This is a genomic window from Dryocola boscaweniae (assembly GCF_025215095.1).
In the GTDB taxonomy this organism is placed as follows: Bacteria; Pseudomonadota; Gammaproteobacteria; order Enterobacterales; family Enterobacteriaceae; genus Dryocola; species Dryocola boscaweniae.
This window is the reverse complement of the sequence record NZ_JALHAP010000073.1, coordinates 114348-140928: the sequence shown is the minus strand read 5'-3', so window position 1 is coordinate 140928 and position 26581 is coordinate 114348. Positions and strand designations below refer to the sequence as shown.

Annotated in this window: 19 protein-coding genes; 6 read left to right on the top strand and 13 right to left on the bottom strand. The window is 54.1% G+C overall.

All coding sequences use genetic code 11. The features are described from left to right. Positions 1 to 162: 162 nt before the first annotated feature. The 9 genes from MUA00_RS06055 to lrp all read right to left on the bottom strand — a co-directional run bounded on the left by MUA00_RS06055 (position 163) and on the right by lrp (position 13726). Positions 163 to 1311 (bottom strand): MFS transporter, encoded by a 1149-nt coding sequence (locus tag MUA00_RS06055; RefSeq protein ID WP_271122075.1) that lies wholly within the window; start codon positions 1309 to 1311, stop codon positions 163 to 165. Between the two features lie 288 nt (positions 1312 to 1599). Next, on the bottom strand, positions 1600 to 2460 hold the full coding sequence (locus MUA00_RS06050) for a dimethyl sulfoxide reductase anchor subunit family protein (RefSeq protein WP_271122076.1): 861 nt from the start codon (positions 2458 to 2460) through the stop codon (positions 1600 to 1602). A gap of 1 nt (position 2461) precedes the next feature. Further along, a complete protein-coding gene (locus MUA00_RS06045; protein ID WP_271122077.1) occupies positions 2462 to 3079 on the bottom strand; it encodes a DMSO/selenate family reductase complex B subunit in 618 nt (205 codons plus the stop codon). A 10-nt stretch (positions 3080 to 3089) separates the two neighbouring features. Then, positions 3090 to 5534 carry a dimethylsulfoxide reductase subunit A gene (gene dmsA, locus MUA00_RS06040; RefSeq protein WP_271122078.1) on the bottom strand — a complete coding sequence of 815 codons (2445 nt, stop codon included), beginning with the start codon at positions 5532 to 5534 and terminating at the stop codon, positions 3090 to 3092. A gap of 354 nt (positions 5535 to 5888) precedes the next feature. Beyond that, positions 5889 to 7181 (bottom strand): serine--tRNA ligase, encoded by a 1293-nt coding sequence (gene serS, locus MUA00_RS06035; RefSeq protein WP_271122079.1) that lies wholly within the window; start codon positions 7179 to 7181, stop codon positions 5889 to 5891. A gap of 93 nt (positions 7182 to 7274) precedes the next feature. Next, on the bottom strand, positions 7275 to 8621 hold the full coding sequence (locus MUA00_RS06030) for a replication-associated recombination protein A (RefSeq protein ID WP_271122080.1): 1347 nt from the start codon (positions 8619 to 8621) through the stop codon (positions 7275 to 7277). 8 nt (positions 8622 to 8629) lie between these two features. Then, positions 8630 to 9241 (bottom strand): outer membrane lipoprotein chaperone LolA, encoded by a 612-nt coding sequence (lolA, locus tag MUA00_RS06025; RefSeq protein WP_271122081.1) that lies wholly within the window; start codon positions 9239 to 9241, stop codon positions 8630 to 8632. 164 nt (positions 9242 to 9405) lie between these two features. Beyond that, positions 9406 to 13110, bottom strand: a complete 3705-nt coding sequence (locus MUA00_RS06020) for a DNA translocase FtsK 4TM domain-containing protein (protein ID WP_271122082.1) — start codon at positions 13108 to 13110, stop codon at positions 9406 to 9408. Between the two features lie 121 nt (positions 13111 to 13231). After that, positions 13232 to 13726, bottom strand: coding sequence for a leucine-responsive transcriptional regulator Lrp (gene lrp, locus MUA00_RS06015; RefSeq protein WP_000228469.1), 495 nt, complete (start codon positions 13724 to 13726; stop codon positions 13232 to 13234). Between the two features lie 503 nt (positions 13727 to 14229). On the opposite strand from lrp, the gene trxB reads away from it, so the two are divergent. The 5 genes from trxB (at position 14230) to infA (ending at position 20053) form a co-directional block, all read left to right on the top strand. Beyond that, complete coding sequence (gene trxB, locus MUA00_RS06010; RefSeq protein ID WP_271122083.1) at positions 14230 to 15198, top strand: thioredoxin-disulfide reductase; 969 nt, start codon at positions 14230 to 14232, stop codon at positions 15196 to 15198. A gap of 111 nt (positions 15199 to 15309) precedes the next feature. Next, the gene (cydD, locus tag MUA00_RS06005) at positions 15310 to 17076 is read left to right on the top strand and encodes a heme ABC transporter permease/ATP-binding protein CydD (RefSeq protein WP_271122084.1); all 1767 of its coding nucleotides are present in this window, start codon (positions 15310 to 15312) and stop codon (positions 17074 to 17076) included. Continuing rightward, positions 17076 to 18797: a heme ABC transporter ATP-binding protein/permease CydC gene (gene cydC / locus MUA00_RS06000; protein WP_271122085.1), complete on the top strand. Its 1722-nt coding sequence runs from the start codon at positions 17076 to 17078 to the stop codon at positions 18795 to 18797. The genes cydD and cydC overlap by 1 nt, the downstream gene beginning before the upstream one ends. Before the next feature lie 55 nt (positions 18798 to 18852). Further along, positions 18853 to 19551, top strand: a complete 699-nt coding sequence (gene aat, locus MUA00_RS05995; protein ID WP_271122086.1) for a leucyl/phenylalanyl-tRNA--protein transferase — start codon at positions 18853 to 18855, stop codon at positions 19549 to 19551. A 283-nt stretch (positions 19552 to 19834) separates the two neighbouring features. Next, positions 19835 to 20053, top strand: coding sequence for a translation initiation factor IF-1 (gene infA / locus MUA00_RS05990; protein ID WP_002211347.1), 219 nt, complete (start codon positions 19835 to 19837; stop codon positions 20051 to 20053). 95 nt (positions 20054 to 20148) lie between these two features. On the opposite strand, the gene clpA is transcribed toward infA, so the two are convergent. Together clpA and clpS are read right to left on the bottom strand one after the other, a co-directional pair. Continuing rightward, on the bottom strand, positions 20149 to 22422 hold the full coding sequence (gene clpA / locus MUA00_RS05985; protein ID WP_271122087.1) for an ATP-dependent Clp protease ATP-binding subunit ClpA: 2274 nt from the start codon (positions 22420 to 22422) through the stop codon (positions 20149 to 20151). A 28-nt stretch (positions 22423 to 22450) separates the two neighbouring features. After that, entirely contained in the window at positions 22451 to 22771 is a 321-nt protein-coding gene (clpS, locus tag MUA00_RS05980; protein WP_167608508.1) for an ATP-dependent Clp protease adapter ClpS, read from the bottom strand. Between the two features lie 323 nt (positions 22772 to 23094). On the opposite strand from clpS, the gene cspD reads away from it, so the two are divergent. Continuing rightward, entirely contained in the window at positions 23095 to 23319 is a 225-nt protein-coding gene (gene cspD / locus MUA00_RS05975) for a cold shock-like protein CspD (RefSeq protein ID WP_121267263.1), read from the top strand. Positions 23320 to 23402: 83 nt separating this feature from the next. Here cspD and macB read toward each other — a convergent pair whose 3' ends face one another. Next, the gene (gene macB / locus MUA00_RS05970) at positions 23403 to 25349 is read right to left on the bottom strand and encodes a macrolide ABC transporter ATP-binding protein/permease MacB (RefSeq protein ID WP_271122088.1); all 1947 of its coding nucleotides are present in this window, start codon (positions 25347 to 25349) and stop codon (positions 23403 to 23405) included. Further along, complete coding sequence (macA, locus tag MUA00_RS05965; protein WP_271122089.1) at positions 25346 to 26461, bottom strand: macrolide transporter subunit MacA; 1116 nt, start codon at positions 26459 to 26461, stop codon at positions 25346 to 25348. Before macA ends, macB begins: the two co-directional genes overlap by 4 nt. Positions 26462 to 26581: the final 120 nt, after the last annotated feature.

Here is a 26581-nt window from a genome sequence, read left to right as displayed (position 1 = left end):
GTGTTCCATCTTTTCCGGCAAGGTAGTGATTGACTACAGCTAATCTGGTTTCGAGGGAATATTTTGGCTTTGCCATAAAAAACTGCACCTTACTCAGTTGGGTATCCAACTTTTGGGGTGCAGTCCAAAGTTGAGGGCTTTTTCCTGCCAGGAAATGATGTTTCAGGCATGTGCCACAGGCGTTGGGTGATGGCCCGCCTTGCGCAGCAGCATCAACAGATACACAAACGCCACGCCTGCAATCATCACGAACAAAAGGTTGTCTGAATAGCTTTGCATCAGCATTGCGGTAAGCGTCGGGCCGAGCAGGCTGCCAATAGTGTAACTAAGCAGCAAAGCCTGATTCATCGCCACCAGTTGATGGTGTTCCACTTTCTCGCAGGCCCAGGCCATAGCGACGGGATAGAGCGTAAAACCAGCCGCACCCAGCACAAACAGAGCAGGTCCCATTGCCGCGTTACTTAACATCGCCATACAGCCAAGGATCACAATAAATACCTGAACGCGCAGCACCAGCAAACGGCCGAAACGATCCGCCAGACGCCCTACCGGCCACTGGCCCACAATCCCCGCGCTGACCATTACCGCCATCCAGAAACCGATCCCGGAATCGCTCACGCCCTGATGGTTCAGGTAAAGCGGCATCAGTCCATACAGCGACCCCAGAACAATGCCGGAGATAATACAGCCATTGACGCCAAGGCGCGCATGACGCAGGCGCAGCATTGGCCATACCGCCGCGGCTTCCTGATTTTCGCTACGGTCATTCACGATGCGGGTGAACAGCAGAGGAAGAATAGCCGCCAGCACCATCGCGGTTACCCATGGCAGTACGCTGACCAGATCCGTTGGCAGTTTGCTGACCATCAACTGGCCAAGCACGGTGCCCACGTAATAAACCATCATATAAGCCGCAAGCAAGCGTCCACGATTGCGGGAAGTGCCGCTGCACATCAGCGCGCTTTCAACCACAACCCAAATCATCGCGCAGCCTACGCCTGCGATGAAACGCCACATCATCCAGCTCCAGAAGCCCACCATTAGTCCCAGGCCCACGCAGCCGACGGCAAAAATCAGCGAGGCAAGATAATAGCTGCGATTAAAGCCCTGACGCTTAATTAGCCAGCCCGTCATCATCGTCCCCAGCAGATTGCCGGTAAAATAGGACGACCCGACCATTCCCACCTGCCACGTTGGAAGGTGTTCATGGGCAAGCCACAGAGGAACGAGCGTATTAAGCACCGCTATCGCCAGGGTCAACAGCATCAGGCCACAGAGCAAAAGCATCACTGGCCGGGTATAGGTGGACATGTAAAAAAACCGCGAGGAAGAGAAGAAATTTGTGCGCATCATGCCACCGGAAAAAGGATTGTCAATCCAGTGCTGACGGGGTCTGCGGCGAAATCCGACCTGTCGATTTGAAAAACTTATCTTCGGCGTGGGCTAAGCGAAATGCGGAAACGCTATCTCGCTGTTTTTGATGGAATCAGGCAGGAAGAATCGAAGCGGGATGGATGAAAAATTTCATGGTAAAGCGGATGATATTTTCTTATCTGGCGAGAATAAAAAGCGCGCCCGCAGACGCGCTCAGGAAACAGGCTAGCTGGCAATCGCCATGCCTGTCGTCATATGCAAACCGTAGAACACGCCGCGGCCAATCAGCTCCCCAGCAATAACCAACACGAAAGCGAACGCCAGCAGGCCAACCGCAGGCTGGCCGCCTTTAAGCTGCGGCACAATCCAGCACATCAGAGCCACCACCAGCAAAGCAAGGCGCCACGACATTAGCGTGCCGTACTGTGGGATCAACGCCGCAGCCTGCTGAATGGAGCTGTGAATCGTCGCAAGCTCCATGCCCTGTAGCAGCACAACAACCGTGCTCACAATCAGCGCAACAAGCGTCACTACCGGCAACATTCGCATTCCCCAACCCGTTACGCCCGCAACGCGAAGCAGCAGGTAACCCAGCAGCGGGCCGCCGATAAACATGGTCAGGAAGAAACCAAGCGGCGTATAAGCGTTATACCAGGTCGGCACGGTATCAATCAGATACACACGGCACATCATCCAGACAAAGAACACGCCCAACACCATGGCGACACCCATCCACAGCTTGCCTAACGCCGCGGGCATTTTGCCCATCACGGTAAGCAGCCACCCGAAACCTCCTACGGCAAAGAACACCGAACCGCTGGCGATTTCATTACTGAGCGCAGACTCGCCAATGCGATTAAGCGAGTTGAACGCGCGCAGCGGTGAGCCAAGGTGGAGAACCGAAGCAATAAAGCCAATACCCATCAGCACCCACAGTACGATCATTGCCCATTGCACGCGCTTTTGTTGCACACGATCTTCAACGCCGTAAAGCAGCGCCAGCGCCATCACCATAAAACCGCCCGCCACGCACTGGCCGAGCACGGTAAAAATCATCAGCGGCCATTCATGCCATCCGTTACCCATCTCACACCTCCTTCGGGTTAGCCAGATAGCCGGTTTTATCCCCACAAGGGCGGCTGTTGGCGTTGGGTTTAATGACAATATTCGGCTTTGTGAAATGCGCCGCAGGGAGCGGTGCAATAGAGGCCTGATTGCCATACTTTTTGCGCAGTTCGTCAATCGGCGCCATATCCAGCGCGCGTAGCGGGCAGGACTCAACACACACCGGCTTTTTGCCATCGGCAACGCGGTCGTGGCAGCCGTCGCACTTGGTCATATGACCTTTCTCGGCGTTGTACTGCGGCGCGCCGTACGGACAGGCCATGTGACAGTAGCGACAGCCAATGCAGATATCTTCATTTACCACGACGAAACCGTCTTCACGTTTGTGCATCGCCCCGCTCGGACAGACTTTGGTACAGGCCGGGTCTTCGCAGTGGTTACAGGCAATCGACAGATAATAGGCAAAGACGTTCTGGTTCCAGACGCCGTTATCCTCCTGCCAGTCGCCGCCCGCGTATTCATAAATGCGGCGGAAGCTCACGTCCGGGCCTAAATTTTTGTAGTCCTTGCAGGCCAGCTCGCAGGTTTTGCAGCCGGTGCAACGGCTTGAGTCAATATAAAATCCATATTGTGAAGTCATGAGCTACTCCTTACGCCTTCTCGACCTGAACCAGGTTGCTGTGGGATGGGTTACCTTTCGCCAGCGGAGACGGACGTTGGGTAGTTAATACGTTGATACTTCCGGCATGGTCAATTTTATTGGCGTCCGGGTTGTACCAGGCCCCTTCCCCAAGCGCGACTACGCCCGGAATAATGCGAGGAGTGACTTTGGCATTAATACGCACTTCGCCACGGCCGTTGAAAATACGCACCACGTCGCCATTGCTGATTCCGCGTTTTTGCGCATCGATCGGGTTAATCCACATCTCCTGGCGGCAGGCGGCTTTCAGCACTTCTACGTTGCCGTAGGTGGAGTGAGTACGCGCCTTGTAGTGGAAGCCCGTCATTTGCAGCGGCCATGTTTCGGCCAGCGGATCGTCGTAGTTTTCGAAACCGGCGCTGTAAACGGGCAGCGGATCGATTACATCGCCTTCCGGCAGTTGCCACGTCGCGGCAATGTCTGCGAGCTGCGCGGAGTAGATTTCGATTTTGCCGGACGGAGTCGTTAGCGGATTCTCTGCCGGGTTTTCACGGAACGCTTTGTAAGCGACGTGGTGCCCTTCAGGATCACGCTGTTTGAAAATCCCCTGCTTGCGGAATTCTTCAAAGCTCGGCAGCTCCGGAATCGCTTCCTGCGACTGCCTGTACAAATGGCGCATCCACTCTTCCTGAGTGCGGCCTTCGGTGAACCGCTGCTCAACGCCCATGCGTTTTGCAAGCTCGGTAGTCATCTCATAGATGGTTTTGCACTCGAAGCGTGGTTTGATAGCCTGTTCGGCGAAAATGACGTACGACATATTGCCGCACGATGCGTCGAGGCAGAAGTCCATCTGCTCGGAAGCGGTGCAGTCCGGCAGCAGAATATCGGCGTACTTAGCGGATGAGGTCATGTGGTTATCGATCACCACAATCATTTCGCACTTTTTGTCATCCTGCAGGATTTCGTGGGTGCGGTTAATTTCAGAATGTTGGTTTATCAGGCAGTTACTGGCGTAGTTCCACACCATCTTGATGGGAACGTCCAGCTTATCTTTGCCGCGTACGCCGTCGCGTGTGGCGGTCATTTCCGGGCCACGCTCGATGGCGTCGGTCCACAGGAACATAGAAATACTTGTTTGCACCGGGTTTTCAAGCGTTGGCATGCGTACGAACGGCAAGTCATAAGAGCCTTCGCGGGCACCGCTGTTACCGCCGTTAATCCCCACATTGCCGGTCAGAATAGCCAGCATGGCGATGGCACGGGATACCAGTTCTCCGTTTGAGTGACGCTGCGGTCCCCAGCCCTGGCTGATAAACGCAGGCTTAGCCGTGGCGATTTCGCGCGCAAGTTTGATAATGCGATCAACAGGAATACCGGTGATTGAAGATGCCCACTGCGGCGTTTTCGCAATGCCGTCAGCTCCCTGCCCCAGAATATAGGCTTTGTAGTGGCCGTTGGCAGGCGCGCCGGCAGGCAGCGTTTTTTCATCGTAGCCAACGCAATACTTATCAAGGAACGGCTGATCGACCAGGTTTTCGGCGATCATCACCCACGCGAGCGCGGAGATCAGCGCCGCATCGGTACCCGGACGGATTGGTATCCACTCATCTTCACGTCCGGCACCGGTGTCGGTGTAGCGCGGATCGATGATGATCATGCGAGCGTTGGATTTTTCCCGCGCCTGTTCAAGGTAGTAAGTTACCCCGCCGCCGCTCATTCGCGTTTCCCCAGGGTTATTACCGAACAGCACAACCAGCTTGCTGTTTTCAATATCGGACGGGCTGTTGCCATCAGCCCAGCCGCCATAGGTATAGTTCAGACCAGCGGCAATCTGCGCGGTGGAATAGTCGCCGTAGTGGTTGAGATAACCGCCCACGCAGTTCATCAGGCGGGCGATAAGCGTAGAACCCGGCGGCCAGGAGCGGGTCATGGTGCCACCCAGCGTGCCGGTGCCGTAGTTCAGGTAAATCGCTTCGTTGCCGTACTCTTTGATAATGCCTTTCATGCTGTTGGCGAGGGTATCAAAGGCTTCTTCCCAGCTAATGCGCTCAAACTTCCCTTCTCCACGCGCGCCGACGCGCTTCATCGGGTATTTCAGGCGATCGGCGTTATAGACGCGACGGCGCATTGAACGGCCGCGCAGGCAAGCACGGACCTGATGTAGACCTTCGTAGTCGTCATCGCCTGTATTATCGGTTTCAACGTATTTAATTTCGCCATCCGCCACGTGCATTCGCAGCGGACAACGGCTGCCACAGTTGACCGTACAGGCGCTCCATACGACTTTTTCTGCGCCGTTAACGGTATCGGCTGGGGTCCGGGCGGAGGCTATGCGGGAGAACGGCAATGAGAAGGCGCTGCTGGCGGCGGCAAGTCCACCGATAGCCGTGGTTTTCACCAGCTTACGGCGACTTACCTCTGCCGCGAGGATCGCGTTAGGGGTTTTATCAGTCATGATGACCTACTTATTTTGCTCACGGTTAAAATAAGCTGACAGCACAAACGCAGGGTTCAGATGGCCCGCGGTGTCATGGCAGCCAAAGAGAGAAAGGAGTGTCGGTGAAAATTAGAGTTATATTGATTGGCTTGCCGCGTCACATCATGTAAATCATGGCAACCAAATGATAAGTATTTTGAATGAATAATTATGAAATCATCACTCGCTTTCTGGCGGCGATAATACTTCTTAGGGGGTAGAAGGTTATTGTCTGGTGTCAAAGAAGGCGGATAATATGCGGTTCTAAGCCATTAAAGTACATAAAAAAAGCGCCCGCAGGCGCTTAATAAGAATCAGTCAGCAATTTAATGCTTAACCGATGTGCTCCAGCCCTTTCATATAAGGACGCAGCACTTCTGGTACTTCGATACGGCCGTCGGCCTGCTGGTAGTTTTCCAGTACCGCAACCAGAGTACGACCCACTGCCAGGCCAGAGCCGTTCAGGGTATGCACCAGGCGGGTTTTCTTATCGGATTTACTACGGCAGCGAGCCTGCATGCGACGCGCCTGGAAATCCCACATGTTGGAACAGGAGGAGATTTCACGGTAGGTGTTCTGCGCCGGCAGCCAAACTTCCAGGTCATAAGTTTTGGCGGCGCCAAAGCCCATATCACCGGTGCACAGCAGCACTTTACGGTAAGGCAGGTTCAGCAACTGCAGCACTTTCTCCGCATGACCCGTTAACTCTTCCAGCGCTTCCATCGACTCTTCCGGACGCACAATCTGCACCATTTCAACTTTATCGAACTGGTGCATGCGGATGAGACCACGGGTATCGCGACCATAAGAACCCGCTTCGGAACGGAAGCATGGCGTATGGGCGGTCATTTTCAGCGGCAGAGAATCATCGTCCAGGATCTCGTCGCGCACCAGGTTGGTCAACGGCACTTCCGCAGTCGGGATCAACGCATAGTTGCTGGAATCAGCTTCTTCTTCCAGCGGACGGGTATGGAACAAATCTTCTGCAAACTTAGGCAGTTGACCTGTGCCAAACAGCGTGTCGTGGTTCACCAGATACGGCACGTAGTTTTCAACGTAGCCGTGCTGTTCGGTGTGCAGGTCGAGCATAAACTGGCTCAGCGCACGGTGCAGACGAGCGACCTGCCCCTGCATCACTACAAAACGGGAACCGGTCAGTTTCACCGCAGCGGCAAAATCCAGGCCTTTAGCCATTTCACCGAGCGTGACGTGATCGCGCACTTCGAAATCGAACTTGCGTGGCTCGCCCCAACGGCTCACTTCCACGTTGTCGTTTTCGTCGCGGCCTGCCGGTACGCTGTCATCTGGCACGTTCGGGATTGCCAGGGCGATATCACGGATTTCAGCCTGCAGCCCATCAAGTTCTGCTTTTGCAGCATCCAGCTCTTCACCCAGCTGGTTGACCTGCAAACGCAGCGGCTCAATGTCTTCCCCACGCGCTTTCGCCTGGCCGATGGATTTCGATCGCGAGTTACGCTCAGCCTGCAGATTTTCAGTTTTTACCTGCAACACTTTACGACGCTCTTCCAGAGAGCGCAGCGTTTCTACATCCAGCTTGAAGCCTCGGCGTGCCAGTTTTTCAGCGACTGCGTCTGGCTCTGTACGCAGCAGATTGGGATCGAGCATGCTTATCCTGTGCTTATCGAATTAAATGAAGGGGATGCGGCCACAGCCTGCGACCGCTTTGATAGTCTTGCTAACCTTACCGCAACGCCTGCTTTAGCGGTAGCGTTTTGTCGGGCTATTTTGATCCTGTTCAGCAAGCCAGGCGAGCTTTTCGCCGATCTTGCCTTCAAGACCTCTGTTTGTCGGCTGATAATAGCGTGTTTGTGCCATTTCCTCAGGGAAATACACTTCTCCAGAGGCATAGGCGTTGGGTTCGTCATGCGCGTAGCGATACTCCTGCCCGTAACCCATTTCCTTCATCAGTTTGGTCGGCGCATTGCGCAGGTGAACCGGCACATCGTAATCGGGACGCTCTCTTGCGTCCGCCATCGCGGCCTTAAACGCGGTATAGACGGCGTTGCTTTTTGGCGCGCAGGCGAGGTAGACGATTGCCTGAGCAATGGCGCGCTCCCCTTCAGCCGGGCCGACGCGGGTAAAGCAATCCCAGGCAGAGATAGCGACCTGCATTCCACGCGGATCGGCATTACCGACATCTTCTGAAGCAATGGCCAACAAACGGCGCGCTACGTAAAGCGGATCGCCGCCAGCGGTGATAATACGGGCATACCAGTAGAGCGCCGCATCCGGCGACGAACCACGCACGGATTTGTGCAGGGCGGAAATCAGATCGTAAAAACGATCGCCTTTGTTATCAAAGCGCGCGCTACGTTCGCCCGCGATTTCCGTCAGCAACGCCGTTTGCAGAACGCGTTTACCTTTTGCATCGCTCTCGGCCATATCGGCCATCATTTCGAGCGTATTCAGGGCGCGACGCGCATCTCCATTGACCAGTTCAGCAATCGCCCGGCGAGTCTCAATCGGCAACACCAAATCGCTCTGTTTTCCGTAGCCCCGCTCGCTATCTTTCATCGCCTGCTCCAGCACCTGTTCGATATCTTCAACGGTGAGGGATTTCAGCAAATAAACACGAGCACGCGAAAGCAGCGCGGAATTCAGCTCAAACGAGGGGTTTTCAGTCGTCGCACCGATAAAAGTAATGGTGCCGTCTTCAATGTGCGGCAGGAAAGCATCCTGCTGACTTTTGTTGAAACGATGGACTTCGTCGACAAACAGAATGGTGCGACGCCCGGCGTTGCGATTCTGGCGGGCGCGCTCGATAGCTTCACGGATCTCTTTGACGCCTGAAGTCACCGCAGAAATGCGCTCCACGTCGGCGTTGGCATAATGGGCTATCACTTCCGCAAGCGTCGTTTTACCGGTGCCTGGCGGCCCCCATAAAATCATCGAATGAAGATGGCCTGCTTCGATTGCACGCGGCAAAGGTTTGCCGGGCGCCAGGAGATGCTGCTGGCCAATATACTGCGTTAAGTTCTCTGGCCGCATACGGGCGGCCAGAGGTTGAAACGTATTGTCAGAAAAATCGAGCGACAGGTTGCTCACTCATGCCTCTATTTACGTTGGTCATCCACCGTCACGCCTGTTGGCGGGGTGAATGTAAACTTATTCATATCCACCGAGCCGTTTTGCTGGGTCCGCAGCGCATAACTGCTGCGCTGATCGTCCTGCTCTACCGCGCTAAACTGATGGATAGTCCCGTCGCGTCCTACGTTAATTGTGAACTGTTTGAGGTTGCCGGCGCTGGTTTTTGGCGTCAGCACAAAGTCATCGCCCGTTTGTTTGATGTTGTACTGCTGCCAGTCGCTGGTCTGGTTACGTGCGATCAGCATAAACGGCGTATTGCTGGTGGCATCTTTCAGCCAGGTTGCGCTTACCTGCTCAACAAATGGATTGTAGAACCATAAAGTCTTGCCGTCAGAAACCAGAATGCTTTCGTCCGGCTGTGTCATATGCCAGTTGAAAAGATTTGGACGTTTTACCCACAAATCACCCTGGCCTTCCTGAACCGCAGCACCGCTGCCATCAGTCACTTTTTGCGTGAAGCTTGCATGGAAGCTGCTTACTTTATCCAGACGGCTTTTCAGGTCGCCTGCGGCATCAGCCCAAACGCTGGTCGCGGCAAATGTAGACAACAAAGCACAGGCAAGTACGATCTTTTTCATTATTTTCCCTCTGAATTCATTCGCCATTGCGCGACGGCGCGATGGTACTTCTGTTGCTCAATCTAGTGCAGAGCTAAACCGGAGCAACAGAAGAAAAAGCTGATTTCCCGGTAATTTACCCTTCTTTGCAAAAGAGCCGCAGCAGCGACTCTTTGCATGAAAGATTATTCAAATGGCGGCGGAGCCAAAACTTCGCGATTGCCATTATGTCCTTGCGGACTAACGATACCCTGCACTTCCATTTGCTCCACAATCCGTGCTGCGCGGTTGTAACCAATGCGGAACTGACGCTGAACACCTGAAATCGACGCTTTGCGTTTTTCAACGACAAAAGCGACGGCCTGATCAAACAGCGGATCCAGCTCTTCATCGCTATCCAGACTGCCTGCGCCGCCCTCAGCTTCGTTATCGGAAGTGATGCCTGAGATGTATTGTGGACGTCCGCGTGCTTTCCAGTCCTGAACCACCGCGTGAACTTCCTGGTCGCGCACAAACGCACCGTGTACGCGAACTGGCGTGGTGGAGTTCGGGCCGGAATAAAGCATATCACCCATGCCCAGCAGCGATTCCGCACCGCCCTGGTCGAGGATGGTTCGCGAATCAATTTTACTCGACACGGTAAACGCAATACGCGTCGGAATATTTGCTTTAATAAGTCCGGTAATAACATCAACAGATGGACGTTGAGTGGCAAGCACCAGGTGAATACCCGCCGCACGCGCTTTTTGCGCCAGACGCGCAATCAGCTCTTCCACTTTTTTGCCCACGGTCATCATCAGATCAGCAAATTCGTCCACCAGCACCACGATGTACGGAAGTTTTTCCAGCATCGGATGCGTCGCGTCCATACTGTCGCCCGGTTTCCAGAACGGATCCGGAATCGGACGCCCCATCCGCTCGGCTTCCAGCACGCGTTCGTTATAACCGGCAAGATTACGCACGCCGAGCGCCGACATCAGCTTGTAGCGGCGTTCCATCTCATTAACGCTCCAGCGCAGAGCGTTGGCGGCGTCTTTCATATCGGTGACCACTTCGGTCAACAGATGCGGAATGCCTTCATAGACCGACAGCTCGAGCATTTTCGGGTCGATCATGATGAACTTCACTTCTTCCGGCGTGGCTTTGTACAAGATGCTGAGGATCATGGCGTTCACGCCCACGGATTTACCAGAACCCGTAGTACCCGCAACCAGCAGGTGCGGCATTTTCGCCAGATCGGCCACTACCGACTCACCGCCGATATCTTTACCAAGCACCACCGTCAGAGGCGAAGTACTCTCACGGAATTTCGCGCAGTCGAGCACTTCGCGCAGGTAGACGGTTTGACGTTTTTTGTTCGGTAATTCCAGGCCGACATAAGGTTTGCCAGGAATGACTTCAACAACTCGTACCGCCACCGTAGACAGTGAACGAGCCAGATCACGCGAAAGGTTAGAGATGCGTGCAGCTTTCACGCCCGGTGCTAAATCAAGTTCGAAACGCGTAATGACCGGGCCTGGCGAATAATCCACCACGTCTGCTTTAATGCGGTAATCCGCCAGACGAGCTTCTACCAGACGCGCCATCTGCTCCAGGGCAAATGTATCGACCGGCTCAACTTCTACCGGCGGCGATGTCAGCAGGTCCAGAGACGGCAGCGGCGTAGTCGGTTTTTGCAGCGGACGATCGTCGCCATTACGCATCAGGAATGGATGAATCAGGCTCTCTTGAGGCTGCGGCGCGGCTGGCTGCTGATAAACCTGAGGTTGCACGGGGGCCTGCTGCTGTGCTGGCTGTTGAGCATAACCCTGATGCGCCGCTGGCCGCACGGGCGCAGATTCTTCTACCGGACTTGGCGTAAACAGCGGCTCACTTGGCCCCTCGTCTACCAGTGCTTTCATCGGGGAGAAGTCAAAATCTTCCAGAGAGAAAGGCACGCCGGAAGACGGCGCTGTCTGTTCATAACGCTGGTGCTGCTGTACCGCAAACTGACGCGCCAGCTCCGCTTGCTCTGCCGCAGCTTCCTCTTCCGTCGATAAAGACTCTTCTTCGTACTCCTCGCCGTAACGCTGCTGTTGCTGGGCAGAGAACTGGCGAGCCAGCTCATGCTGCTGCATTTCATCTGCGTTATCATCCGCATATACATCATCGTAACTTGCATCCTGACGATGTTCTTCTTTGCGGGCCTGCTCTTCCGCCATGCGCTGTGAAGGCAGTTTAATGCCGTAGGAAGCCAGCTCACGGCGCGTAGGAACACGCACGCGGTTCGGACGCGGCAGTTGTGGGCCGATCCCCTCTTTTACCTGGGTGCGCGGCGCGTCGCTTGCGATGCTGAATATCGGCGTAAAGGCAGCGGCGGCACCTGCAACCTTCGCGGCCTCTTTCACGCCTGGCGCTGCAGAAGTTATCTCTGCGGCCGGCATTTCTGGCGGCGCTACCGGGTTAACGGAAGGCGCTGGTGCGAAAGAAGATGATGGCATCGCCGCTGGCCGTGCGTAAGGATCGGGCTTCGGTTCATTGACGGGTTGATACCATGCCGCCAGTTGCTCACGCTCACGAGCGCGCTGGGCTTCCACTTCTTCAAAGTGATACAGCGGCGGACGAGCGGGCTTCGCTTCTTCCACCGGCTCAGGATTGTATGCGGGCTCAGCTTCAGGGGCGGTCGGTTCTGCCCAATGGCTGGTCACTTCCTGTGGAATCTGTTGATGCGCGGCCGGGCGCGGCGCGGCATAGCTTTCCGGGGCCGGGGCGATAACAGGTTCCGGAGTCACTGTTGTAGGAGCGGGTTCCCAGGCAATAGCCGTACTGGCTTCGGTTTCTGGGGCGGGCGTATGTACCGGCGGCATTGGAGCCGCAGGCGTAACCGGTGCCGCATAAGCCTGATTAGCCATGGTGGCCGCTGTAGCCGCCGCTATTGGCTCAGCTATGGAATGACCATTGAACAGCGGATCGTATTCTTCAGCCTCGGGCAACGTTGCTTTGTTTCCTGAGAACAGCACATCGTCCGCATCGGTTTCAATACCGCGCGCGCTGAATAACACATCGTCTTCATCGTCATCCATTCGCTTGCCGGAGAACAACGCGGCATCGGTTTTACGCGCAATTGGATTGGCGAATTTCTCTGAGACCCGCTGCTTACGCGCCAGCGCGCCTCGCAGAATACGGGCACGACGAGACTCACGTTTTTCCATTGCTGGTTCGTGTTCCTCGTCATGTTCTTCATCGTGTTCATCTTCGTAGTCGTAATCGTCATCCTGCCAGGTGTTGTCCCGACGCGTACGATTGCTGGCAAACGTCAGCACCGTCAATACTGCGCTGCCGATTTTCTCGGCAATGCTGACCCACGACCAACCGGTAAATAACGTTAATCCCGCAGCCCATACGCACAGCAATGAGATAGTTCCACCGCTGCTGTTCAGCAATGGCATCATCGCGGTGCTTAACAGACTGCCGATAACGCCGCCGGAAGCAAAATACCAGATATCATCGGCATTGATGGCGGCCAGACCGCATGAGGTCAGCACCATTGCCAGCACGCCTATCAGACGCAGCGAAACGGCGAAGTAATCGATATAATCTTCGCTACCGCGCTGACGCCAGGTAAACCAACACCCGCCGATAATAATCACCGGAATGGTGTAGGCCATCACGCCAAAAATGAAAAGCAGGGTGTCGGCAAGCCATGCGCCGGGAGCGCCACCCAAATTATGGATAGGTTCGTGCCATGCCGTCTGCGACCAGCTTGGATCGGAAGGATTAAAACTCAGTAAGGCGACCATCAGATAGATGGCAAAAATGGCAACAAGAATCAGCAACGCCTCAAGTAACCGGCGCCCACTGCTGAGTTTCCTCAATGTGACTTCTTTATCTTCGGTATATTCCTGGCTCAAGTAAGACTCTCCAGGTCCTTAAATATATGGAGAACAACAGTGCCGGGAGGTTCCCGGCACTGTTGCTGTATGGATTACCAGGAGTGTAACCAAAATACGCGGATTTTGCACCTGGCCCGTATTAACGGGTCTTAATTACCAGACGATTACTCTGCTTGACCTCTTCCATAACGACATAGGTACGGGTGTCGTTCACACCCGGCAGTCGCAACAGGGTTTCGCCTAATAATTTGCGGTAAGCCGACATATCCGGTACGCGGGTTTTCAACAGGTAGTCGAAATCACCCGATACCAGGTGACACTCTTGAATTTCTTCAAGTTTCTGCACAGCGGCGTTAAATTGCTCAAACACATCCGGCGCGCCACGATTCAGAGTAATCTCAACAAAAACCAGAAGTGATGCATCCAGATAATGCGGATTTAACAGCGCTGTGTAGCCCTGAATAAAACCCTGTCGTTCCAGACGACGTACGCGCTCAAGGCACGGCGTCGGTGAAAGCCCAACACGCTTCGAAAGCTCGACGTTAGAAATTCGCCCATCCTTTTGCAGCTCGTTGAGAATATTACGATCGATGCGGTCGAGATCTTTGCCAGGGCGCTTCTTGCTATCTACCATTATTATTGTCTCTCTCTATTCCTTCCATCACCTGCCATAACCCTGGTAACGTCACTGTTCCGGGTGTACGTGAGAAGACCGGTGCCGGGTGGCTGCTATCGACATCACGCATGGCGTCTGTCCACACCATGCGTAGATTTCAATCGCCCGGTAAATTTGCATCAGGTATGCGTGACGTTTTTAAAACAATCACACCAAATGTTTTTTCTTCCTCGAATGTTTTCGCAAATGCTTAGGGGATTGTCAAAGCAAAACATCTATTTTTAGTGGAACGTGCCAGATATTAGGGGGACTTGACGATTATTCATCACTTTACCTCCGTGACTAACTAGCCTTAAATGATGAGTACTTATGCGCTTTTACGGCATTTTCAACGGCTTGATTGAGCACGGCTATTGCACATATCGCTAACACTATTCTCTAACATCGGCGCTGCACCTTTTTTTAACCCGCCAAATTCCCTACAATCCCCCGATTGTCAGCAAACGTTCAATGAGGATCTCATGAGCACGGCTAAACACAGTAAGTTGCTTATTCTGGGCTCCGGCCCTGCGGGATACACCGCAGCGGTCTATGCTGCTCGCGCCAACCTGAAACCAGTTTTAATTACCGGTATGGAAAAAGGTGGTCAGCTCACGACTACTACCGAAGTAGAAAACTGGCCGGGCGACCCGCACGATCTAACGGGTCCATTATTGATGGAGCGCATGCACGAGCACGCAGCCAAATTCGAGACTGAAATTCTCTTCGACCACATCAGCAAGGTCGATCTGCAAAACCGCCCCTTCCGCCTGACGGGCGACAGCGGCGAGTACACCTGTGACGCGCTGATTATCGCAACAGGCGCTTCCGCTCGTTATCTCGGCTTGCCTTCCGAAGAAGCCTTCAAAGGGCGCGGTGTTTCTGCCTGCGCAACCTGTGATGGTTTCTTCTACCGTAACCAGAAGGTCGCGGTCATCGGCGGCGGGAATACCGCAGTGGAAGAAGCGCTTTATCTGGCAAACATCGCCTCTGAAGTGCATCTCATTCACCGCCGCGACAGCTTCCGCGCTGAAAAAATCCTCATTAACCGTCTGATGGATAAAGTAGCAAACGGCAACATCGTGCTGCACACCAACAAAACGCTTGATGAAGTGACGGGCGATCAAATGGGCGTTAGCGGTTTGCGTCTGCGCGATACCCACAATACCGACCAGACTGAAGAATTAGTGGTTGCGGGTCTGTTTGTGGCTATCGGCCACAGCCCGAACACGGCTATTTTTGCCGATCAGTTGGAGCTGGAAAACGGCTATATCAAAGTGCAATCCGGCATTCACGGCAACGCTACGCAAACCAGCATCCCGGGCGTGTTTGCGGCTGGCGACGTCATGGACCACATCTACCGCCAGGCAATCACTTCTGCCGGTACCGGGTGTATGGCAGCGCTGGATGCAGAGCGTTATCTGGACGGCCTCGCCGAACAGCAGAAGTAAGTTATTGCGTCATCTAAGGCGACCTTAATAGGTCGCCTTTCTTTTCTCCTCGTTGTAACATGCCAGCAAATTTTGCCTGATAATTCCTTTATCTACCTGCACTGGCATGCCATGAATAAAACCCGTCAACAAGAACTTAGCCGCTGGCTAAAACAGCAAAGTATTCTCTCCCGCCGCTGGCTTGGGCTGTCACGAATTTTAGGGCTGTTGAGCGGACTGCTGATTGTCGCCCAGGCCTGGATCCTCGCCCGCCTGCTCGATCACATGATCATGGAAAATATCCCGCGAGAAGCTTTGTTGCTGCCTTTTATCCTGCTGGTGCTTATTTTCATTCTGCGCGCATGGGTGGTTTGGCTGCGGGAGAAAGTAGGTTTTCATGCCGGGCAACATATTCGCCAGGAAATCCGCCGCAAAGTGCTCGATCGCCTGCATCATGCAGGACCTGCCTGGATTCAGGGCAAGCCGGTCGGAAGCTGGGCTACGCTGGTTCTCGAACAAATCGAAGATATGCATGACTACTACGCCCGCTATTTGCCGCAGATGTCGCTGGCGGTCATGGTGCCGGTGCTGATCCTTATCGCCATTTTCCCTTCCAATTGGGCAGCGGCGCTGATTTTGCTTGGCACCGCGCCTTTGATTCCGCTGTTTATGGCAATGGTAGGAATGGGAGCGGCCGATGCCAACCGCCGCAATTTCCAGGCGCTGGCACGCCTGAGCGGCCATTTCCTTGACCGCTTGCGAGGCATGGAAACGCTGCGCTTGTTTAACCGGGGAGCGGCCGAGACAGAAAATATTCGCGCGGCTTCGCAGGATTTTCGTCAGCGCACCATGGAAGTGTTGCGTCTTGCGTTTCTTTCCTCCGGCGTGCTGGAGTTTTTCGCTTCGCTATCCATCGCGCTGGTCGCTGTTTATTTCGGATTTTCGTATCTGGGCGAACTGAATTTCGGTCACTACGGTACAGGCGTTACGCTGTTTGCAGGTTTCCTGACGCTGATCCTCGCCCCGGAGTTTTTCCTGCCTTTGCGCGACTTAGGCACGTTTTATCATGCCAAAGCGCAGGCGGTTGGCGCAGCAGATAGCCTGATGACATTCCTTGACGCACCTTTAGATCGGCAAGAAAAAGGCAACGTCCAGCTTAATAGCGCTACTTTATTAACCGTTGAAGCGCGAAATCTGACGATTTTATCTACGGAAGGCCAGCCACTGGCAGGACCGCTGTCCTTTACGCTTGAGGCAGGCCAACGCGTGGTGCTTGTCGGCCAGAGCGGCGCGGGGAAAAGCTCGTTGCTGAACGTCTTATCCGGCTTTTTGCCCTATCAGGGCGAGCTGCGAGTCAACGGCGTTGAGCTTTCACAGTTAGATCCCGTCTGGTGGCGCGAACAACTAAGCTGGGTCGGACAAAACCCACAGCTTCCTGCCGCAACGCTGCGGGAGAATGTTTTGCTCGCCGCTCCGGATGCTGATGAAGCTGCTTTAAATGCCGCGCTCGACAAAGCCTCGGTCAGCGAATTTCTACCCCTTTTGCCGCAGGGCATTGATACCCCATTAGGGGATCAGGCTGCTCGTTTATCCGTGGGCCAGGCGCAGCGCGTTGCAGTGGCTCGTGCGCTATTGGTTCCGGGGCAGCTACTGCTTCTTGATGAGCCAGCCGCAAGCCTTGACGCCCACAGCGAACAGCGGGTTATGGAAGCGCTGGGCGAGGCTTCCCGCCGGCAAACTACCGTGATGGTAACCCATCAACTCGATTACATCACAGACTGGGATAGCATCTGGGTGATGCGTGACGGCGCAATCGTTCAGCAAGGTGATTTCCAGACGCTTGCTGCAACAGATGGCCCGTTTGCCGAACTGTTGGCTAATCGCAAGGAGGAAATTTGATGCGCGCTTTACTGCCCTACCTGGCGCTTTATCGCCGTCATATTTGGTTGCTTTCGCTTGGCGTCGTGCTGGCGATCGTGACATTGCTGGCCAGCATAGGCCTGCTCACCCTTTCCGGATGGTTCCTTTCCGCCTCCGCAGTGGTTGGCGTGGCCGGGATTTACAGCTTTAACTATATGCTGCCTGCCGCAGGCGTGCGCGGTGCGGCAATCACTCGTACCGCCGGGCGTTATTTTGAACGACTGGTTAGTCACGATGCGACCTTCCGCGTATTGCAGCATTTGCGCGTATTTACCTTCAGCAAGCTGCTTCCGCTCTCTCCTGCCGGGCTGGCTCGTTTTCGTCAGGGCGAATTGCTCAACCGCCTGGTGGCGGATGTGGATACGCTCGATCACCTGTATTTGCGCGTGATGTCTCCGCTGGTTGGGGCATTTGTAGTGATTGTGGTCGTGACCTTTGGCTTAAGCTTCCTGGATGTCCATCTGGCTTTAACGCTGGGCGCAATTCTGCTCGCCACGCTACTGTTTCTCCCGCCGCTGTTTTATTACGCAGGTAAACCAACCGGCGAAGCCCTGACGGTAAGCCGCGGACGTTATCGTCAGCAGCTAACTGCCTGGCTGCAGGGGCACGCAGAATTAACCATTTTCGGCGCCGCTAAGCGCTATCGCGAGCAGCTTGATGCTACAGAAATTAGCTGGCATGAAGCGCAACGTCGCCAGTCTGAACTCACGGCGCTTTCGCAAGCGGTGATGCTGCTGATTGGCGGCCTGGCTGTTGTGGCCATGCTGTGGATGGCGGCCGCGGGTGTAGGCGGCAACACGTCTCCTGGCGCACTCATCGCTCTGTTTGTCTTCTGTGCGCTGGCGGCCTTCGAAGCGCTGGCCCCGGTTACCGGTGCGTTTCAGCATCTTGGGCAGGTTATCGCCTCGGCGCTGCGGGTGACCCAAATTACCAGCCAGCAGCCTGAAGTCACTTTTGCCACGGGCGAGCCAGAAACGCACGGACAGGTTTCCGTGGCAATTAACCGGGTCAGTTTTACCTATCCAAAGCAACCGCAAAGCGCACTGAAGGATGTAACCCTTGCCGTAAAAGCCGGGCAGCATGTTGCGATACTGGGTCGTACCGGCTGCGGCAAATCAACGCTGCTGCAGTTGCTGACCCGAGCCTGGGATCCACAGCAGGGCGAAATTCAGTTCAACGGCAAGCTGCTGAGCGAGCTGGATGAAAACACTCTACGAGCAGCAACAAGCGTCGTGCCGCAACGCGTTCATTTGTTCAGCGCAACCTTGCGCGATAACCTGCTGCTGGCAGCGCCGTCTGCAAGCGACGAACAGCTAAGTACAATGCTGGAGCGCGTCGGGCTTGAAAAACTCCTGCTTGATGCGGGTCTCAATAGCTGGCTTGGCGAAGGGGGACGTCAGCTTTCCGGCGGCGAACTGCGCCGTCTTGCTATCGCCAGAGCATTATTACATGACGCGCCGCTGATGCTGCTCGACGAACCGACTGAAGGTCTGGATGCCGAAACCGAACGCCAGGTCCTGGATTTACTGGCGGAAGTTACAGCAGGAAAAACCGTTCTGATGGTCACTCACCGCCTGCGCGGGCTGATGAATTTTGACAGCATAATTGTGATGGACAACGGGCAAATTAAAGAGCTTGGCAATCACGCGGAATTGATGGCGACGGGTGGGCGTTATTACCAGTTCCATCAGCGTTTGTAGCGCCTGCGCATAGTCTATTATCAATCAACGAGCTTCGTGGTGGAGTGTTAAAGTCATGCGCCTGATACAGCTTTCTCGTGACTCTATTGCCTTTCCTTCACCGGAAGGCGCATTGCGTGAACCTAATGGGTTGCTGGCGCTTGGGGGAGATTTGAGTCCGGCCCGATTGTTGATGGCGTATCAGCGCGGCATTTTTCCGTGGTTCTCGCCAGGCGACCCGATTTTATGGTGGTCTCCCGATCCGCGAGCGGTGCTTTTTCCACAGCAATTCCACCTGAGTCGCAGCATGAAGCGGTTTCATAACCGCTCTACCTGGCAGGTGACGCTAAATCACGCCTTTGAAAGAGTGATCACGGGCTGCGCCAACGACCGCAATGAAGGAACGTGGATCACCCCGGATGTGGTGGAAGCCTATACACGGCTGCATGAACTGGGCTACGCGCATTCCGTTGAGGTCTGGGAAGGCGATGAATTAGTCGGGGGAATGTATGGCGTTATTCAAGGAACGTTATTTTGCGGCGAATCAATGTTTAGCCGCCGTGAGAACGCTTCTAAAACCGCCCTGCTGGTATTTTGCCAACATTTTTTACGCCACGGCGGAAAGTTAATTGATTGCCAGGTTTTAAATAGCCATACCGCATCCCTGGGGGCCATCGAAATCCCGCGCCGGGATTATCTCCGTAATCTGGCGAATTTCCGTTCTGAACACTTAGTTTCACATTGTTGGGTGCCACAAACCCTGTCCGGCCCATAATGTTTACGGCACATTTTATTCTACGGTGTTATAATTAGCTCCGCAGAGTGAACTCTGCTCATTACCCCGCCGCCGTATGGGAATTGCAATTAAAGGGAACATCCCTCGTTTATCTCATCGCACCCCTTGTCGTAAGCGCATTTTATGCAGCTTTCGCGTGGTTTATGGGTAATGTGCACAATGCACTTTGCTGGTGAATTCACCAACAATTCTTTACATGATAAGCGAACTTCGGCATTATCTTGCCGGTTCAAACTATGGTAGTGATACCCCCGAGGATTAGATGGCCAAAGAAGACAATATTGAAATGCAGGGTACCGTTCTTGATACGTTACCTAACACCATGTTCCGCGTTGAGCTGGAAAACGGGCACGTGGTAACCGCTCATATCTCCGGTAAAATGCGTAAAAACTATATCCGCATCCTGACGGGTGACAAAGTCACTGTAGAGCTGACCCCGTACGACCTGAGCAAAGGCCGCATTGTCTTCCGTAGTCGTTAACAGTTTTTATCTGTCGTAGCCGGGCGCTGCGACTGAGTTATACCTAATAAAAAGGCCGGATAATATTATCCGGCCTTTTTTTGCATCAGGAAAAGCTAGTGCGCCGCTTCCGGTTTATGCTTCTGAGCGCTAACGAAGTTGTAGGTCAACTGGGCTTTGTCTTTATCGAGCGCCACAATCACCTGTCCGCCGTCGACCAGTGAACCAAACAGCAGTTCGTTAGCGAGCGGTTTTTTCAGGTTATCCTGAATGACACGCGTCATTGGACGAGCGCCCATCGCACGGTCGTAGCCTTTTTCAGCCAGCCATTCGCGTGCTTCCTGACTCACTTCCAGAGACACACCTTTCTGATCCAACTGTACCTGCAGTTCAACAATAAATTTGTCGACCACCTGATTAATCACCTCGGTTGAGAGATGGTTAAACCAGATAATGTTGTCCAGACGGTTGCGGAATTCCGGGGTAAAGATCTTTTTGATCTCTTCCATGGCGTCGGTGCTATTGTCCTGACGAATCAGGCCAATAGACTTACGCTCGGTTTCACGCACGCCGGCGTTAGTGGTCATCACCAGAATCACGTTGCGGAAATCAGCTTTGCGTCCGTTGTTATCGGTCAGCGTGCCGTTATCCATCACCTGCAACAGCAGGTTAAAGACATCCGGATGCGCTTTTTCGATTTCATCAAGCAGCAGAACCGCATGCGGATGCTTAATAACCGCATCGGTCAGCAAACCGCCCTGATCGAAACCGACATAGCCTGGAGGCGCGCCAATCAGGCGACTCACGGTATGGCGCTCCATGTACTCAGACATATCAAAACGCAGCAGTTCGATGCCCATCGACTTGGCTAACTGCACCGTCACTTCCGTTTTGCCCACGCCGGTTGGGCCGGCGAACAGGAATGAGCCCACTGGCTTATGGTCGTGCCCAAGCCCGGCACGGCTCATCTTGATGGCTTCGGTTAAAGCCTCGATGGCTTTATCCTGGCCAAACACCAGCATTTTCAGACGGTCGCCCAGATTTTTGAGGGTGTCGCGATCGCTTGCCGACACGCTTTTTTCCGGGATACGGGCGATACGGGCAACCACGGTTTCAATATCCGCCACGTTGACCGTTTTCTTCCGTTTGCTCACCGGCATCAGGCGGCTGCGCGCACCGGCTTCATCAATTACGTCGATAGCTTTATCGGGCAAATGACGATCGTTGATGTATTTCACCGCCAGCTCAACGGCTGCGCGAATCGCTTTCGCGGTGTAACGTACGTCATGGTGCGCTTCATATTTAGTCTTCAGGCCGTTGATGATCTGCACGGTTTCTTCAATGCTTGGCTCAGTTATATCGATCTTCTGGAAGCGACGCGCAAGCGCACGGTCTTTTTCGAAGATATTGCTGAACTCCTGGTAGGTCGTGGAGCCGATAACGCGGATCTTGCCGCCGGAAAGCAGCGGCTTGATGAGGTTAGCTGCATCCACCTGACCACCGGAGGCTGCGCCCGCGCCGATGATGGTGTGAATTTCATCAATAAACAGAATGCTGTTCTGATCCTGTTCAAGCTGTTTGAGCAGGGCTTTGAAACGTTTTTCAAAGTCACCGCGATATTTAGTCCCGGCAAGCAGCGAACCGATATCCAGCGAGTAGATAGTGCAATCGGCCATGACTTCCGGAACGTCGCCCTGCACGATACGCCAGGCGAGCCCTTCGGCAATTGCTGTTTTCCCCACGCCCGATTCGCCCACCAGCAGCGGGTTATTTTTACGGCGGCGGCAAAGCACCTGAATAGCCCGCTCCAGCTCTTTATCGCGGCCAATCAGCGGATCGATACCGCCCACGCGCGCAAGCTGGTTGAGATTGGTGGTGAAGTTTTCCATACGTTCCTCCCCGCCTGCCTGCTCTTCATTGACCGGATTTTCTGAACCCGGAGCCTGATTTGGCTCGTCTTTACGCGTGCCGTGGGAGATGAAGTTCACTACATCAAGACGGCTTACTTCGTGTTTGCGCAGCAGATAAGCCGCCTGGGACTCCTGTTCGCTAAAGATAGCAACCAGCACGTTCGCGCCTGTTACTTCACTGCGGCCAGAAGACTGGACGTGGAACACCGCACGCTGCAGGACACGCTGGAAACTGAGCGTAGGTTGAGTATCACGCTCTTCTTCACTGGCCGGCAGCACCGGTGTGGTTTGTTCGATGAAGGCTTCGAGTTCCTGACGCAGCGCCACCAGATCCACGGTACACGCTTCCAGCGCTTCGCGGGCCGACGGGTTACTGAGCAAAGCCAGTAACAAATGCTCGACGGTCATAAACTCATGTCGGTGCTCGCGCGCTCTGGCGAAAGCCATGTTTAAACTGAGTTCCAGTTCTTGATTGAGCATAGGCACCTCCCCCAAATTTTTGCCTTCTTCAGGCCTGTTCTAGCGTACACAGCAAAGGATGCTCGTTCTCCCTGGCATACTGGTTCACCAACGCTACTTTGGTTTCCGCCACTTCTGCAGTAAAGATGCCACAGATGGCCTTACCCTGATAGTGAACCGTGAGCATCAATTGTGTGGCTCGCTCTACATCATAAGAAAAGAACTTTTGCAGCACGTCAATAACAAATTCCATCGGCGTGTAGTCATCGTTCATTAACATAACTTTATACATAGAGGGGGGTTTTAGCGCTTCGCGCAGTTTATCTCCCACCAATTGGTCAAAGTCTAACCAGTCGTTCGTCTTACCCATTGCGAATCGTCATCATGTTTATTCGTCTGACGTTTACCAGACGAGGCCCTTAGGTTGAGTGTAATACGCTTTTGGCTACTGCAACTAATTGTGTAAAAAAGTGATGATTTTGCCTTCGCGCGAGCTGCGTCACATTAATCGCAATAGCGTTAACTGCTTCAAATTTTTGACTCATTTTCGTCCATAACCCCCGCCTCAACGCTTGACGCAGTGATTAAATTATCTACATTGTACAAGCGTGAGTTGGCGAGGTTTTGAACAGCCCGCCCTTACCCACCGGTTCATTCCATCTCACTAATAAGATTTACGAAGGATGTAGAAGCATGGAAACGGGTACAGTTAAATGGTTCAATAACGCCAAAGGGTTCGGGTTTATCTGCCCTGAAGGCGGCGGCGAAGACATCTTCGCTCATTACTCCACCATCCAGATGGATGGTTACAGAACGCTAAAAGCCGGGCAAGTTGTCAGGTTTGATGTGCATCAGGGACCAAAAGGCAATCACGCCAGCCTTATCGTCCCACTCGAAGCAGAAGCGGCGGTCGCTTAAGACCTTCTGTTTTATTGTGTACATCCTCAAGTCAAAATGCCAGCCCCTGCGGCTGGCATTTTTATCGCAAGCCCTAACCTTTACTACTCGCGCGCCAGCGCGTCAATCGGATTAAGGCGCGCTGCATTGCGGGCGGGCAGCCAGCCAAAGAGCACGCCCGTTACCGTAGAACAGGCAAATGCGGTAAGCAACGCCATCGGCGAAAAGCCAATCTGCCAGCCGGGTAAAAAGAGCCCAAGCGTAAAAGCAATCAGCAGCGAGAGTGAAATCCCCAGCGCTCCTCCCACCAGACAAACCAGAACAGCTTCAATCAAAAATTGCTGCAAAACGTCGCTTGCCCTGGCGCCAACCGCCATGCGGATGCCGATCTCTTTGGTTCTTTCTGTTACCGACACCAGCATAATATTCATTACGCCAATCCCGCCCACCAGCAGTGATATCACCGCGACTAAAGTGAGGAACAACTGAAGAGTACGTGTGGTCTTTTCAGCGGTTTTCAACAGGCCATCCATATTGTAGGTGAAAAAATCCTTCTTACCGTGGCGCAGTGCCAGCATGCGGTTGAGCTGCTGCTCCGCCTCATGGCTGTCGTATCCTTCTTTCACGCGAACCGTAATGGTATTAAGCCAGCTCTGCCCCATCACGCGTCCTGCCATAGTGTTGTAGGGCAGCCAGACGCGGAGCACTTTACTGCTGCCAAACATCGACTGTTTTTCTTCCGCCACGCCAATCACGGTTGCAGGCATGTTTCCAACCAGAATCACTTCCCCAATCACATTCACCTTGTTCGGGAATAGCTGCCGCTTGCTGTTGCTGTCCAGCACCACCACCTGAGCGCGCCCGTTAAGCTGCTCATCGTTGAAAGTTGTGCCCTGGCTCATCGTCATACCGTAAACGTTAAAATATTGCCCGTTCACGCCGTTAACGCTCGCCGCGGCATCCACGTTGCCATAACGCAGACGCAGATTGCTTGAAATAGACGGCGTCGCCGACTCCACCCACGGCTGCTGCCCAATGGCGGCCAGATCGGTGTATTTCAGCGCCTGCTGATATTGCGGATCGTCATCCCCGAAGTCTTTACCGGGATAGACATCTATCGTGTTCGTACCGATAGAGCGAATATCTTCCAGCACCAGTTGCTTCGCCGCATCGCCGACAATCACAATCGACACCACCGAAGCGATACCAATAATGATGCCCAGCATCGTAAGCAGCGTACGCATTTTGTTCGCCGCCAGTGCCAGCCACGCCATAGCAAAGGCTTCGCGAAAACTGCTGAGGGTTTGTCGGAATGCAGAGATCGTCGGGCGAGAATTCGCATCGCCTTTTGGTTTAACGGCCTGAGATAGCGGCGGTGGATTGCTGATGATCTCACCATCGCGAATTTCAATGATGCGCTGTGCCTGTGCCGCAACCAGCGGGTCGTGCGTGACGATAATTACCGTATGCCCCTGCTCGCGCAGTTGCTTAAGGGTTGCCATTACCTCTTCGCCAGAGTGGGTATCGAGCGCGCCGGTAGGTTCATCAGCCAGTATCACCTGCCCGCCGTTCATCAATGCGCGAGCAATACTGACGCGCTGCTGCTGGCCGCCGGAAAGCTGTGAAGGCAGATAATCCACCCGTTCCGCAAGGCCCAGCCGCATCAACAATGCACGAGCGCGTTGCTGGCGATACACGCGGGCCGTCCCTGCGTACACGGCCGGAACCTCCACGTTTTGCGTCGCATTCAGGTGTGAAAGCAAATGATAGCGCTGGAAGATAAAACCAAAATGTTCACGACGTAAGGTCGCCAGTTCGTCGCTATTGAGCGACGCAGTGTCGACACCCGCAACGTTGTAGCTGCCGCTGGAGGGCTTATCCAGACAGCCAAGAATATTCATCAGCGTGGATTTGCCCGAACCAGAAGCGCCGACAATCGCCACCATTTCACCCGCTTCAATGGTAATACTGACGCCTTTGAGCACCTCAATCTGCTCGTCACCCGACGGATAACTTCTGCGAATATCCTTCAGCTCAAGCAGCGCTGTCATTGAGCGCTCCCGCCGGAAGACTTACCAGTGACAATTTCTTCGCCCTCTTCCAGGCCCGTCGCGACCTGAACCTGCGTGTCGTTACGCATACCGATAGTGATTTCGCGTTCACGGGTTTCACCGTTGCGCAGCACGGTGACCTTGTAGCGGTTATCGCCTACGGGCTCGCCCAGGGCTGCAAGCGGTATGGTTAAAACATCTTTCACTCCGCCTAACTGAATATGGACCTGCGCGGTCATTTCCAGACGCAGCACGCCTTGTGGATTTGGCACTTCGAAACGCGCGTTATAAAAAATCGCATCGTTGACCTTATCCGGCGTCGGCAGAATATCTTTTAGCTTGCCTTCGTAGCGAGTCAGCGGATCGCCCAGCACGGTAAACCAGGCTTTCTGGCCCGGCTTGAGATGGATGACGTCGGCTTCTGATACCTGGGCTTTTACCAGCATGGTGCTCAGATCGGCGAGAGTAAGGATATTCGGCGCCTGCTGGGCTGCAATCACCGTTTGCCCCTGAAGGGTGGTTATCTGCGTCACTTCACCGGCCATCGGCGCCACGATTCGCGTGAAGTCCAGGTTGGTTTTTGCGGTATCGAGTGAGGCCTGGTTACGCTGAATCTGTGCATCAATAGTGCTGATTTGCGCAAGCTTAACGTCCAAATCTGTCGCCGCAGTATCCAGATCCTGGCGAGACACGGCCTGGGTTTTCGCAAGCTCCTGCTGACGATGTAAAGTTACCTGCGCAAGCCTGGCCTGCGCCTGGGCCTGACGGCGCTGAGCACGAAGCTCCATAAGCGTCGCTTCCACTTCTTTTATCTGGTTCTGCGCCTGTTCAGGATCGATAACGCCCAGCAGTTGATCCTTTTTCACCTTGTCGCCGATGTTCACCGACAGCGTTTTTAGCTGTCCGCTGACCTGCGCACCGACGTCAACCTTACGTAAAGCGTCAAGCTTACCGGTTGCCAGCACGCTTTGCTCAAGCGAGCCCTTGCGCACAATCATGGTCTGATAAGTCGGCGTGGGCGCATTGAGAAACTGCCATAGCCATATCGCAAACATCAGCGCCAGCAGCGCGAGCAACCCATAGCGTTTTTTAATTTTTCCCTTAAATCTCATAGGTATCCTGAAAAAAAATGCGCAGTTAAACAAAGTATCAACAAACGTAGAAAGCCCGCCGTAGCGCCTGTTCTGATTGAACTTTGGTTGAGGTTACGAATGGTGGAATAGACCTCTCCA